Source organism: Mycobacterium neumannii (assembly GCF_002245615.1).
Taxonomy (GTDB): Bacteria; Actinomycetota; Actinomycetes; order Mycobacteriales; family Mycobacteriaceae; genus Mycobacterium; species Mycobacterium neumannii_A.
Map to the genome: position 1 here is coordinate 298646 of NZ_NKCO01000003.1, position 11998 is coordinate 310643.

The following is an 11998-nucleotide window of genomic DNA, read 5'->3' on the forward strand; positions in this document are numbered from 1 at the left end:
ATCGCCCACCGACAAGTCGGGACTACGTCGCCGCAACATCTGGCGTACAGTTCACTGCCGCGATGCGCCCAACCAGAACGGCCGCGTCGCGAGCACGACGACCGCCAACACCGCAATCGGCGCCGCCAGCGGGACCCATGGCAGCTCCGGTGACAGCAGCACCGCCGCCAAAGCGATGCCCGTAAACCCCAGTGCCCCAGCAACAGTAGGCACGGTGACATCGGCGGTGTGCCGCAACACCAGATACGCCGCACCGGACAATCCACACAGCGCTGCCAGCACTGGACTCGCCGATGCCACCACGATCGCCCCGGCCGTCGACAACACCGCCAACGTGGCAGCCACCCGAAACACGTTGCCCAGCACCACCATCGCTACCGCAACACCACACACAACCAACGCCGCATCGTCAGCAGACAGCGCGGCCGCCGCCACCATGACGAAACCGAACCCAGTGGCCAACGCGCGATTCATCGTCGCCTCCGCACCGGTCTGCGGTGCTGGGGCACCAGCTGCATGGCCTGGTCGAGCGTGTCGTCCTCGCGCCACGCCACGATGTCCACACCGACGGTGCCCATGTCCCGGTACATGAACGAGCGCTGCAGCGCCCACATCCGCGCCACCAACGCGTCGCATCCCTCCTCGAACGGCGCGCCCTGCAAGACGTCCACCGCCACAACGGTGTGGCCGCGCTTGCACAGGTCGATCAACGCCAGCGCGAACTCGGTGTCGAGCATCGTCGAGAACGCGACGACGATCGCGCCCGGGGGCACTGCGGCGCGCGGCGCCAGAGTGCCCGACGTGGTGTCGTAACCACCGCTGACACCGAGCATCGCGTCGAGCACCCGATAGAACTGCCTTCGGCCGATGTCCGCGCTCAACCACCGCGGATGCCGGTCACCTAGCGCGACGATGCCCGCCCGGTCGCCGCTGCGCAGCGCGCTCTGCACCACCTGCACCGCGCCGCGTGCCGTGCGCTCAGTGGCCTCGGTCGCGGGACCCGCCGGCTGGGCGTAGTTGTCGATCAGCACGACCACGTCGACGGCGCGGTCGGTCAGCCTTTCGGTGACATGCAGGCTGCCCCGACGCGCGCTGACCGCCCAGTTCACCGTGCGCAGTTGATCTCCCGGCACATACCGCCGCACGTCGGCGTACTCGACACCGGGGCCGATGTGCCGGGTCAGGTGAGTGCCCAGCCGATCGAGCAACTCGGTGCGCGGGACCGCCGTCGACTGCGGCGGCGCCATCGGGAACACGAAGACGTCCGCGGCGTCGACCACCCCGATCCCCTCGACCAGACCGCCCCGCGCCGCGACCGCCAGGTGTGCCTGAAGCGGATAACGGCCCCAGCGCTGCGCGGTCGCCACCACGGTTTGCCTTGATGTTTCCCGCGAAGCGACCTCGAGCGTCATCCCGTCGACGGAACCGCTCAGCAGCCTCACCGACTCGTTCCCTGCCTCGGCCCACATCGTGATGCGCGCCGGCTCTCCTTCGAAGCAACGGTGGACGCCGGGATCGGCGCACACTCGCACCGTGGGAACCGCGCGCTGCCACCCGATCGAACACAGCACCCCGAGAAGCGGCGCGCCGAACGCGATGAGCTCCCAGCGCGACCCGAGCACCGCCACGGCCATGGCCACCACCGCACAGGTCAGCAGCGCCCGCGTCAGATGTGAAGCGCGCCAGCCTAACTCGGCCTCGGTGCAGCGGACTTCGATCACTGGTCGGTCCGCGGCACCGGTAGCCGCCGCAGTAGTTCGTCGACCACATCGCTGCCACGGACTCGGCGCACCCACATCTCCGGTCGCAACGTGATCCGGTGCGCAACTGCGGGAACCGCAAGTGATTTCACATCCTCGGGTACGACGTAGTCACGACCCTGCAGCAGCGCGCGGGCGCGGGCCAGCTGAACGAGATCGAGTTCGGCGCGGGGACTGGCACCCACCGCGATCTGCGGGTGGTTCCGGGTGGCGGCAGCCAACGACACCACGTAACGCAGCACATCGTCGTGCACGGTTACCTGTTCCACCGACTCCCGCATCGCGACGAGATCGTGGGCGTCCACGACCTGAGCGACCGTCGGTTCGGCGGAGCCGCGGTGGATGCGGCGGCGCAACATCGACGCCTCTTCCTGTTCGGAAAGGTACCGCAGTTCGAGCCGGATCGTGAAGCGGTCCAGCTGAGCCTCGGGCAGCGGGTAGGTGCCCTCGTACTCGATCGGGTTATCGGTCGCCAACACGATGAACGGGGCAGGCAACGGGTGCGTCGCGCCGTCGATGCTCACCTGGCTCTCCGCCATCGCTTCGAGCAGCGCCGCCTGTGTTTTCGGCGGTGTGCGGTTGATCTCGTCGGCGAGAAGCAGATTGGTGAAGATCGGGCCGCGACGGAATTCGAAACGGCCCGACTGCATGTCGTACACCGTCGAGCCGAGCAGATCGGCGGGCAGCAGGTCGGGGGTGAACTGCACGCGTTTGAACTCCAGTCCGAGCGCCGCGGCGAAGGACCTCGCGATCAGCGTCTTGCCGAGACCCGGGAGGTCCTCGATCAACACGTGTCCCCCAGCCAGCACGGTCGTCAGGATCAGCGCCAGCGCATCGCGTTTGCCGACCACCACCCGCCCGATCTCGTCGAGCACCGCTTCACAGTTCGCGGTGGTGGCCGCCGCAGGCAGTCCTGTCGTCATACCCGCTCCAACCGTTGCAGGATCTCATCGAGCGTCGCCCTCCCGGGTCCGGGTTCTTCGGTCCCGCGTTTGGCGACGTTCTCGGGGTTGACCCAACCCCACAGTTCCGGGCCGAACAGCATCTCACCGGTGGCGTGGTAGGCGGATCGGTTGCGGTTGCGACGTTGGCCGGTCGCCAACTCGAACTGCCGCGCGAGCATGGGCCTTAAGTGTCTGTCCCAGTCGGTGCGGGTGGCCTCCGCACGGCTGATCAGGGTCTCGGTGCGTGATCGCCAGCGACGCAACGACTCTGCGGCATCGTCGGAAGGTGTGTCGACGTCGCCGGTTTCGGCCTCACGGGCCAGCTGCCACCGCAGGCCGAGCAATGCCAGCGCCAGCGCGATGCCGGAAACGATCAGGATCAGCTCACGATCACGGCTGGTGACCGCGATCAGTTCCGCACCCACAACCAACAGAAACGCCGCGGCCACAAGCCTTCTCACGACGCGACCCCCGTCGTGCGCTGCGGTAGTTCGCTCAGCACCCGGTTGAGCACCTGCACCGCGGCGTCACGGTGCTGCTCGCTCATCACGTGTGGCGAAAACCTCGCCTCCTCGAACAACTCGACGAGTTCGGTGGCGCTGTCGGAGCGTAATGCCCCGCTGGCGACCGCACGCGCGAGCACCTCGGTCGGGGTGTCGTACGCCTGCGGCGCTGCGCCGGGGACCCTCGTCAGTTCGCGTTCCATCGCGGCGTAGCAGGCGATGATCGCCTCGCGCGGTTCGCGGCTCAGGTCACCGATCTCGGCGAGGCCGACCTCGGCGGCCCTGGCCAGAGATGTCGTGGTCGTCGGCACCACCGGCTCGTCCACCGCCGCGACGATGTCGGCCGACGTCGGGGGGCGCCCCTGTCGTCGCGACGCGACCGCCGTACCGACGACGATCAGCGCCATCAACAGAAGTATCGGGGGAATCAGGTAGTTCACGACGTTGCCGTGAGCCGCGTCGTCCTCGTCCGGACGCGGTGAGACGGAGTCGTCGGGGTCGCCGCGAACGGACGTGTCGGGTGTGGCGGCCGGCGGCACCTCTTCGGTCGGCACCGGGAGCGACAGCCGGGACAGAAGTAAGACCAGGAACACCAACCCGATCAGCGCGGCCAACGCGACGAGAGTGAACCGCCACGACGGCCGGTCGCCGGGCCGTCGGTCCCGAGGCAGGCTCCCGGCCGCCGCCGGGAGTGGCCGTTTGTCCCGCATCCTCACGATGATCGCGAGACCGATGATCGCCACCGCCGCGCACAGCAACACGATGACAGCCGCCAACGCCAGCGGGTTGCTCTGGCGCTGCCCGGGCTCTTCGGCGGTCCGCTCCACGCCGGGGACGTAGCCCCGCAACGCCCAGGCCGCAAGCACCATGAGCGCGATCACCGCGATCACGCGTCGAGTCGACGTGCCGGCAGTCCCCATGGCCCTATGGTCATCCTGACACGAACGGCCGCCGGCCCGATACGTTCAACAACTATGACCATCACACTGCACGAGTCCCACATCGCCGGGGCGATCGACCGGATGTACGCCGAAGCGCGGTATCAGATGGAGGCACTTCGGCGCGCCGACTTCGCCCGCCTGTCGGAGGCGACGCCGCAGGAGCGTGCCGACGCTCTCAGCGACTTCTATCTGCCGGTGACGCCGGAGGCCGGCAGGCTGCTGTACGCGCTGGTGCGGGCGACTAAACCCGCCACCGTCGTCGAGTTCGGCATGTCCCTCGGCCTGTCCGCGATCCACCTGGCCGCGGCGGTGCGGGACAACGGAAGGGGCCGCGTCGTCACCACTGAACTGAGCGCGGCAAAGGTCGCCGCGGCAACGAAGACGTTCGTCGACATCGGTCTCGACGACGTGATCACGGTGCTAGCCGGCGATGCGCTGCATACGCTGCAAACCCTGGCCGGCACAGTCGATTTCGTCCTTCTCGACGGCTGGAAGGAGTTGTATGTGCCGGTGCTCGAGCTGCTGGAACCGCGCCTGACGCCGGGCGCACTGGTCGTCGCGGACAACACGTCGATGGACGAACTGGTGCCCTATCTCGACTACGTTCGCGACCCGGCTAACGGCTACGTCAGCGTACCGATCCCGGCACGGGAGAGCGACAGCATGGAGATTAGTTGCCGCGCAATCACTTAACGCGCTGCAGCCGCGCCTTGGCGTCCTTGACCGCGGCGGCGGCTTCACGCGAGGCCTGCTTGGCCTTGTCGTAGGAGTCCTCGGCGGCGGTCAGGCCGCGCTCGGCCTCCTGCAACCGGCGTCGGGCGTCCTGGTGGCGCAGACGCGCGGCGGCCAGGTCGGACTGCAGTTCGGACAGTGCGTCGTCGGCTTCGGTCCTCGCGCGCTCGGCGGCAGCCAGTTCGGCGCGCGCCTGCTGTCGTCGCCTGCTCGCCTCCGCGCCCTTGCCGTCGCGTCCTTCGTCGCGCGGCTCCGCGGGTTCGGGCTCGGGTTCGCGCTTCGGCTTGCGTTTCGTTGTGGGGCTGAAAACAATTGCGGTGTCGCCGAACTCGCCGAATCCGGACCATTCCTCGGCTTTGGTCAGCCGGCCGAGCCGATCCGCGACATCGGGGTCGGCGATGGCGGCCTGCAGCGTGCCGGTGACGTCGTCGTGCAGCGCTCCCGTCGGACGCTTGAGCTCCGCCTCCTCGAACGCGGTACGGGTCAGATCGTTGACCAGCCGACGCTGTTCAGCCGACAGCTCCCGGATCCGCTCACCATCCATTGCCGCGTGTGCGTCGCGCAACCGTTCACCGAGACCCTTCAGGCGTTGCGTGACCTCCTCGTCGGCGAGCGCTAGCCGGTTGACCACCCATGCAGCGGTCGTCGGCTTCCGTGCGGCCGAGATCCGCTTGGCCGCATCGGCGTCGCCGCGTTTCTTCGCCTCACCGGCGAGCTTGGTGCGCAGCGCGGTGAAGTCCTCGAGCTTGGCGGCATAAAGTTCGTCGAGCGCGTCGTCGGCCACAGACTCATCCTCCCAAAGCGCACCGGACCGCATTGCCGCTCTGCCGATCCGCCGCGAACGAGCCCACGCTCGGCGATGATCATCGAATGCGAGCAGCGCCGGGTACCACGTCGCTGCGTCCGGCCGTGGTGATCGCCGCGCTCGGCGTGGTGTTCGGTGATATCGGCACCAGCCCGATCTACACGATCCAGACGGTGTTCAATCCGCGCGATCCGCATCCCGTGCCCGTCGCGCAGAGCCACGTCTACGGCGTCGTCTCGCTGATCTTCTGGTCGGTGATGATCATCGTGACGCTCACCTACGTGACGCTGGTGATGCGGGCCGACAACCGCGGCGAGGGCGGGATCATGGCGCTGATCACGCTGTTGCGCCGATGGACCGGCCGGCGCGGGCGACGGGTGACGGCGACGCTGGCCGCGTTGGGGCTGTTCGGCGCCGCGCTGTTCTTCGGCGACAGCATGATCACGCCCGCGATCTCCGTGCTGTCGGCGGTCGAGGGGCTCAAAGTGATCGACCCGGAGCTGGCCGACTTCGTCGTTCCGGTCACGGCCGTGATCATCGTCGCGCTGTTCTCGGTGCAGCGCCGCGGCACCGCCACCATCGGACGGTTCTTCGGCCCGGTGATGATCCTGTGGTTCGTCGCGATCGGCTTATGCGGGGTGCGTGGCATCGCCGGGCATCCGGAGATCCTCAAGGCGTTGTCGCCGGCCTACGCACTGACCTTCATCACCGAGCACTTCCACATCGGCTTCTTCGCGCTCGCGGCGATCGTGCTGGCGGTGACGGGCGCCGAGGCGCTCTACGCCGATATGGGCCACTTCGGCAGGCGGGCAATCACTTTCGGGTGGCTCGGGCTCGTCCTGCCCGCCTGTACGCTGAACTACTTCGGCCAGGGCGCCCTGGTGTTGGGCGACGAGTCGACGGTGGCGGCCCCGTTCTTCCTGCTGGCACCGGAGTGGGCCCGCGTCCCGATGGTGCTGTTGGCCACCGCCGCGACGGTGATCGCCTCACAGGCCGTCATCACGGGCGCGTTCTCGGTGACCTCGCAGGCCGCGCGCCTCGGATACCTGCCGCGACTGCGCATCGAGCACACCTCGGCGTCGACCATCGGGCAGATCTACGTGCCGTGGATCAACGGCGCGCTGCTGCTGGGAGTGCTGATCCTGGTCTTCGCCTTCCGCAGTTCGGCGTCGCTGGCCTACGCGTTCGGAATGGCGGTGACAGGCACCATCACGATCACCACGACGCTGTTCTTCTATTACGCGCGCACGCGGTGGCGGTGGCCGCTGTGGGTGGTGGTGCCCGGCGCGGGTGCACTGCTGGTGGTCGACCTGATGTTCTTCGGCGCCAACCTCACCAAGTTGGTGCACGGCGCGTGGTTACCGCTGACCATCGCCGTGGCGGCGTTCACGGTGATGACCACCTGGCAACGCGGGCGTGCCGTCATCACCGCAGCGCGCGAACGCGCCGAAGGGCCGCTGCGTGAGTTCGTCGCCGGCTTGTCGCACTGCGAACCGCCGCTGATCCGCATACCGGTCACCGCCGTGTTCCTGAACCGCAGCCAGCACACCGCGCCGCTGGCGATGCGGACCAACGTCGAACACAACCGCGTCCTGGCCGAGCACGTGCTCATCGTCTCCGTCGAGACCGAGACCGTGCCGCGCGTGCCCGACGCCGAGCGGATGACGCACGACGACCTCGGTTACACCCGAGACGGGATCGTCCACGTCGTCGCGCGGTTCGGTTACATGGAACGGCCGAACGTGCCGCGGGCGCTAACCCTGCTCGATCCCGCGGACACCGAGGGTCCGGTCGACCTGGCCAACGCGTCCTACTTTTTGTCCAAGCTCGAAGTATTTCCCGGCGACGCCCCGACCATGGCGCCGTGGCGCAAACGACTGTTCATCGCGACGTCGCACATCACCGCCGACGCCGCAGCGCACTTCGGCCTGCCGCTGGACCGCACCGTGATCGTCGGTTCCCGCATCCAGCTGTAGAGCGGGTTTCAGGCCAGGCCGAGCGACGCCAGCAGATCGACGGTGCGCCACCAGATCAGCGCCGCGAAGACCACGAGCGCTGCCGCGCTGGCCCCCGCCTGGACCATGTTGCGCGAGCCGCGCGGCGCATACACGTAGGCCGTCGCGATCGCGGCACCCGTGACGAGCCCCCCGAGGTGACCCTGCCAGCTGATGTTCTGCGAGCTCACCAGCGGAATGATGAACGTGAACGCCAAGTTGATCGCGATGATCGCGCCCACCCACCGCACGTCCATGTTCAACCGCCTACCCACCACGAATATCGCCCCGAAAAGCCCGAAGATCGCGCCCGACGCTCCGGCGGTCTGCGCCACGGGCGACGACAGCAGATAGACGAGGACGGATCCACCGAGCGCGCTCAGCAGGTAAAGGGCCGAGAACCGCAACCGGCCCAGCGCCGCCTCGAGTGGCGGGCCGACCACGTAGAGGGCCCACATGTTGAACAGGATGTGGGCCGGCCCGTAGTGCAGGAACGCCGACGTGATCAGGCGGTACAACTCTCCGTCGGCCACGGCGAAGGACTGCAGCACGAGTTCACGCTGGAATCCGGGCACCGCCATCTGCAGCACGAACATCACCACGTTCGCGGCGATCAGCGCGTAGGTGACCATCGGTTTGGCCGTCGCGACCCCGCCGAACTGGGTGCGCACCTGCCGGACCTGCTGCGCGCCGGCGTTCACACATTCCACGCACTGATGCCCGACGGATGCCGCCCGCATGCACTCGGGACAGATGTAGCGGTTGCACCGTGCACAGCGCACATAGGTCACCCGATCTGGGTGGCGGTAGCACGTCGGCGTCACCGGAGGGGTCGACATGGGTTGGGAGCCGGTCACAGCGTTCCGAACATTTCGATCCAGTTGCCGTCCGGGTCGGCGACGAACATCCAACCCATACCCGGCACCGGCGCGAACTCGGTGAGCGGCTCGACGACGTCGTACCCGGAGGCAGCGAATTCCTCGGCGATACCGCGCAGGTTCTTCACCCCGACCGTGAAATACCGGATCCCGGCCTGCGCCCGGCCGCCACCGGTGGTAACCGGTTGCGGCGGCGGCGTCTCGTAGGTCACCAGCTTGACCACGCTGCCGCCCAGCGAGTACCGCCGCTGCGAGCCGCCCGGAAACTCGATCTCGCCCTGGGGTTCGAGTTCGAGGAAGCCTTCATAGAAGGCGACCATCTCGTCTCGGTTCGTGGTGACGAGGCCGACTTCGACGCCGGGGCTCAGCAGGTCCAGCTTCACAGGGACCACCTTAGGTTCAGCCCTATTTCGGCGCTCCGCCCATCCGCGGTGGATAACAATTCGGTCACCGTGCAGATCACGATCAATTAAAGATCGGTAGCTAATTCTCAGAGTTATCGAAGTTTCTGGTCGCCCGCTTATCGAATTCCGGTGATATTGCGGTACAGATCACGCCGCTGCGGTGTAACGCCTGCGTATGGTCCACTTTCGGGTTGCGCGGCGGTGTTTGTGCTCGTTTGCCTTGGGTACCTTGGTTTTCGGGGTCGGGGGAATCAGCGACAAACGCAATGAAGGAAAGAAACGATATGAAAATCCGTGGTATCGCCGCGCGTCGGCAGATCGCCGGCGCCTGTGCCGCCAGCCTGCTCGGCGGCCTCGCCGCAGCAACCATCGCCGCGCCGTCGGCGATGGCCGCACCGGACTGCAGCGCAAGCGCCGTGTCCGGCACCGTCAGCAATGTGACGGGTCAGGCACGTTCGTACCTGGACGCCCATCCGGGTGCCAACCAGGCCGTGACCACCGCGTTCGGCCAGCCTCGCAACGAAGCGTCGGCCACCCTGCGCGGGTACTTCAACGCCAACCCGCAGGAGTACTACGACCTGCGCGGCATCCTCGCGCCGATCGGCGACGTGCAGCGCACCTGCAACGTCCAGGCGCTGTCGCCGGAGCTGGCGTCGGCCTACAACGAGTTCATGGCCGGCTAAAACGGTCGACCTCAGATGCACAAAGCCCGTCGCCGCAGCTCCGCGCTGCGGCGACGGGTTTTTCCTTCCCAGGCCCGCTGTCCGTTTAGACTGGCTCGCATGACTTTGCCGCGACTGGCCGCCGTTGCCGCGACGGCGCTCCTCGCCCTTGGCGGGCTGGGTGTCGCGCAGGCCCAACCGGATGAACCGCATCATCCCGATCCCGGGGCTCCCGGACCGTCCGCCGCGCCGGGCCCGTCCTCTGCACCGGGACCGCCCCCCGCGGGGCCCCTGACCTCCATCGACAAGGACGGCACCTACCAGGTCGGCACCCAGATCCTGCCGGGTACGTACTCGTCGGCGGGCCCCGTGGACGACGGCGCCTGCTACTGGAAGCGGGTCAACAACGACCAGGTCCCCGACAACGCGCTCACCAAGAAGCCCCAGGTGGTGCGCATCGAGGCGACCGACACCGCATTCACCACGCGTGATTGCCAGCCCTGGCAGCAGACCAACGCCTCGCCGCCTCCGCAGGCCTCCCCCACCGACCTGCTCGGGCAACTGGGGTCGTTCATCGGCAAGGGCATCTTGAGCGGCGGGCCCCGCTAGCCTGGCCGGGTGGCCGACCTACACCCCGACGTCGCCGTGCTGCGCCCACTGCACGGCGTCTGGTCCGGACGGGGCGCCGGTTCCTACCCCACGATCGAACCGTTCGGATACCACGAGCAGATCGCGTTCGACCATGTCGGCAAACCGTTCTTGACATACCGGCAGAAGACCACCGCCGACGACGGCCGGCCCCTGCACGGAGAGACGGGTTATCTGCGGGTGCCGTCGCCCGGACGCGCCGAATGGGTGCTGGCCCATCCAAACGGGATCACCGAGATCGAGGAGGGCACCCTCGTGGTCGACGGCGCACTCATCGAGCTCGACCTGACCGCGACCTCGATCGGGCTCACCTCCACCGCGAAAAATGTTGTTGCGCTGGGTCGTTCGATCCGCGTCGACGGCGACGAGTTGATCTACTCGCTGCGGATGGCCGCGATGGGCCAGCCCCTGCAACACCACCTGGGTGCGACCCTGCACAGGGCGGCCGAATGACCGCGCCTGACGGCAGGATACGAGTGCCCGACGATCTCGACGCCGTGACCGCGGTCGGCGAGGAGGACCACTCGAACGTCGACCCCGTGGCGATCGAACGCATCTGGCAGGCTGCGCGCCACTGGTACGAGGCCGGGATGCATCCCGCCATCCAGATATGCCTGCGGCACAACGGAAAGGTCGTGCTGAACCGGGCGATCGGGCACGGATGGGGCAACGGTCCCGCCGACCCACCCGATACCGAGAAGGTGCCCGTCACCACCGAGACACCGTTCTGCGCATACTCGGCGGCCAAGGCGATCACGACGACGGTGGTGCACATGCTCGTCGAGCGCGGCGTCTTCTCTCTCGACGACCGCGTCTGCGAGTACCTGCCCAGCTACACCAGCCACGGCAAGCACCGCACCACGATCCGGCACGTGATGACCCACAGCGCGGGCATCCCGATCCACACCGGGCCGCGCCCGGATCTGCGGCGCATGGACGACAGCGAGTACACCCGGGAAAAGCTCGGCGAGCTCAAACCGCTGTATCGGCCGGGCCTCGTGCACATCTACCACGGACTGACCTGGGGTCCGTTGATGCGCGAGATCGTCGGCGCCGCAGCCGGACGCAACATCCGCGATATCCTGGCGACCGAGATCCTCGAACCGCTGGGTTTCCGGTGGACGAATTACGGCGTTGCGGCACAAGATGTTCCGTTGGTCGCACCCAGCCATGCCACCGGCAAGGAGCTCCCTCAGCCCGCCGCCACGGTGTTCCGCTTGGCGGTCGGCGGCTCGATGTACAAGATCATCCCGTTCTCGAACAGCCCGCAGTACCTGACCAGCGTGCTGCCCTCGTCGAACACAGTCTCCACGGCCTACGAGTTGTCGCGGTTCGCCGAATTGCTGCGACGCGGCGGAGAACTCGACGGCGTACGCATCATGGCGCCGGAGACCCTGCGCAATGCGACCGCCGAAGCCCGGCGGCTGCGCCCCGACGTCGCGGTCGGGCTGGCGCCGCTGCGCTGGGGCACCGGTTTCATGCTCGGGTCGAAGCGGTTCGGGCCGTTCGGTCGCAATGCCCCCGCCGCATTCGGGCATACGGGCCTGACCAACATCGCGGTATGGGCGGATCCGCAGCGCGGTTTGGCCGCCGGGGTGATCAGCAGCGGCAAGCCCGGTCCCCATCGGGAGGCCAACCGGTACGGGGCCCTGCTGGACATGATCACGTCGGCGCTGCCTCGAAACTGAGTTTCTGCTCGAGAAATCACCGCAGCTTGCGGCATATCT

At 67.7% G+C, this 11998-nt stretch carries 14 protein-coding genes; 6 read left to right on the forward strand and 8 right to left on the reverse strand.

Annotation, left to right across the window (positions count from 1 at the left end):
- Window positions 1–51: 51 nt before the first annotated feature.
- Genes CEX88_RS05985 through CEX88_RS06005 form a run of 5 tightly spaced genes read right to left on the reverse strand, consistent with a single transcriptional unit; the run spans window position 52 to window position 4127 of the window.
- On the reverse strand, window positions 52–474 hold the full coding sequence (locus CEX88_RS05985; RefSeq protein WP_094292746.1) for a hypothetical protein: 423 nt from the start codon (window positions 472–474) through the stop codon (window positions 52–54).
- Window positions 471–1721, reverse strand: coding sequence for a DUF58 domain-containing protein (locus CEX88_RS05990; protein WP_094292747.1), 1251 nt, complete (start codon window positions 1719–1721; stop codon window positions 471–473). Before CEX88_RS05990 ends, CEX88_RS05985 begins: the two co-directional genes overlap by 4 nt.
- Window positions 1718–2683, reverse strand: a complete 966-nt coding sequence (locus CEX88_RS05995) for an AAA family ATPase (RefSeq protein ID WP_094292748.1) — start codon at window positions 2681–2683, stop codon at window positions 1718–1720. The genes CEX88_RS05990 and CEX88_RS05995 overlap by 4 nt, the downstream gene beginning before the upstream one ends.
- Window positions 2680–3165, reverse strand: coding sequence for a hypothetical protein (locus CEX88_RS06000; RefSeq protein ID WP_094292749.1), 486 nt, complete (start codon window positions 3163–3165; stop codon window positions 2680–2682). Before CEX88_RS06000 ends, CEX88_RS05995 begins: the two co-directional genes overlap by 4 nt.
- Window positions 3162–4127: a DUF4129 domain-containing protein gene (locus CEX88_RS06005; protein WP_094292750.1), complete on the reverse strand. Its 966-nt coding sequence runs from the start codon at window positions 4125–4127 to the stop codon at window positions 3162–3164. Before CEX88_RS06005 ends, CEX88_RS06000 begins: the two co-directional genes overlap by 4 nt.
- Before the next feature lie 54 nt (window positions 4128–4181).
- Here CEX88_RS06005 and CEX88_RS06010 point away from each other — a divergent pair, with 54 nt between their 5' ends.
- The gene (locus CEX88_RS06010) at window positions 4182–4841 is read left to right on the forward strand and encodes an O-methyltransferase (protein ID WP_094292751.1); all 660 of its coding nucleotides are present in this window, start codon (window positions 4182–4184) and stop codon (window positions 4839–4841) included.
- On the opposite strand, the gene CEX88_RS06015 is transcribed toward CEX88_RS06010, so the two are convergent.
- Window positions 4834–5697 carry a hypothetical protein gene (locus tag CEX88_RS06015; RefSeq protein WP_094292752.1) on the reverse strand — a complete coding sequence of 288 codons (864 nt, stop codon included), beginning with the start codon at window positions 5695–5697 and terminating at the stop codon, window positions 4834–4836. The genes CEX88_RS06010 and CEX88_RS06015 overlap by 8 nt on opposite strands.
- Window positions 5698–5750: 53 nt before the next feature.
- Here CEX88_RS06015 and CEX88_RS06020 point away from each other — a divergent pair, with 53 nt between their 5' ends.
- The gene (locus CEX88_RS06020; RefSeq protein WP_094292753.1) at window positions 5751–7661 is read left to right on the forward strand and encodes a potassium transporter Kup; all 1911 of its coding nucleotides are present in this window, start codon (window positions 5751–5753) and stop codon (window positions 7659–7661) included.
- A gap of 8 nt (window positions 7662–7669) precedes the next feature.
- Here CEX88_RS06020 and CEX88_RS06025 read toward each other — a convergent pair whose 3' ends face one another.
- Together CEX88_RS06025 and CEX88_RS06030 are read right to left on the reverse strand one after the other, a co-directional pair.
- Entirely contained in the window at window positions 7670–8518 is an 849-nt protein-coding gene (locus tag CEX88_RS06025; protein ID WP_094292754.1) for a rhomboid family intramembrane serine protease, read from the reverse strand.
- A gap of 14 nt (window positions 8519–8532) precedes the next feature.
- Window positions 8533–8940 carry a VOC family protein gene (locus tag CEX88_RS06030; RefSeq protein WP_202931384.1) on the reverse strand — a complete coding sequence of 136 codons (408 nt, stop codon included), beginning with the start codon at window positions 8938–8940 and terminating at the stop codon, window positions 8533–8535.
- Window positions 8941–9245: 305 nt separating this feature from the next.
- Between CEX88_RS06030 and CEX88_RS06035 the strand changes: the two genes are divergently transcribed.
- The 4 genes from CEX88_RS06035 (at window position 9246) to lipE (ending at window position 11959) form a co-directional block, all read left to right on the forward strand.
- Window positions 9246–9644: a heme-binding protein gene (locus CEX88_RS06035; RefSeq protein WP_066846468.1), complete on the forward strand. Its 399-nt coding sequence runs from the start codon at window positions 9246–9248 to the stop codon at window positions 9642–9644.
- Between the two features lie 99 nt (window positions 9645–9743).
- A complete protein-coding gene (locus CEX88_RS06040; protein ID WP_094292756.1) occupies window positions 9744–10232 on the forward strand; it encodes a hypothetical protein in 489 nt (162 codons plus the stop codon).
- A gap of 9 nt (window positions 10233–10241) precedes the next feature.
- Window positions 10242–10724 (forward strand): peroxynitrite isomerase, encoded by a 483-nt coding sequence (locus tag CEX88_RS06045; RefSeq protein ID WP_094292757.1) that lies wholly within the window; start codon window positions 10242–10244, stop codon window positions 10722–10724.
- The gene (gene lipE, locus CEX88_RS06050; protein ID WP_094292758.1) at window positions 10721–11959 is read left to right on the forward strand and encodes a lipase LipE; all 1239 of its coding nucleotides are present in this window, start codon (window positions 10721–10723) and stop codon (window positions 11957–11959) included. The genes CEX88_RS06045 and lipE overlap by 4 nt, the downstream gene beginning before the upstream one ends.
- The last annotated feature ends 39 nt before the right edge of the window (window positions 11960–11998 follow it).

Excerpts from the sequence above, each read along its gene's own strand:
- CEX88_RS06035 (WP_066846468.1), top strand. The coding sequence starts at position 9,246 with ATGAAAATCCGTGGTATCGCCGCGCGTCGGCAGATCGCCGGCGCCTGT.
- CEX88_RS06020 (WP_094292753.1), top strand. The coding sequence starts at position 5,751 with ATGCGAGCAGCGCCGGGTACCACGTCGCTGCGTCCGGCCGTGGTGATC.
- CEX88_RS06005 (WP_094292750.1), bottom strand. The coding sequence starts at position 4,127 with ATGGGGACTGCCGGCACGTCGACTCGACGCGTGATCGCGGTGATCGCG.
- lipE (WP_094292758.1), top strand. The coding sequence starts at position 10,721 with ATGACCGCGCCTGACGGCAGGATACGAGTGCCCGACGATCTCGACGCC.
- CEX88_RS06040 (WP_094292756.1), top strand. The coding sequence starts at position 9,744 with ATGACTTTGCCGCGACTGGCCGCCGTTGCCGCGACGGCGCTCCTCGCC.
- CEX88_RS06010 (WP_094292751.1), top strand. The coding sequence starts at position 4,182 with ATGACCATCACACTGCACGAGTCCCACATCGCCGGGGCGATCGACCGG.
- CEX88_RS05995 (WP_094292748.1), bottom strand. The coding sequence starts at position 2,683 with ATGACGACAGGACTGCCTGCGGCGGCCACCACCGCGAACTGTGAAGCG.
- CEX88_RS06025 (WP_094292754.1), bottom strand. The coding sequence starts at position 8,518 with ATGTCGACCCCTCCGGTGACGCCGACGTGCTACCGCCACCCAGATCGG.
- CEX88_RS05985 (WP_094292746.1), bottom strand. The coding sequence starts at position 474 with ATGAATCGCGCGTTGGCCACTGGGTTCGGTTTCGTCATGGTGGCGGCG.
- CEX88_RS06015 (WP_094292752.1), bottom strand. The coding sequence starts at position 5,697 with ATGCGGTCCGGTGCGCTTTGGGAGGATGAGTCTGTGGCCGACGACGCG.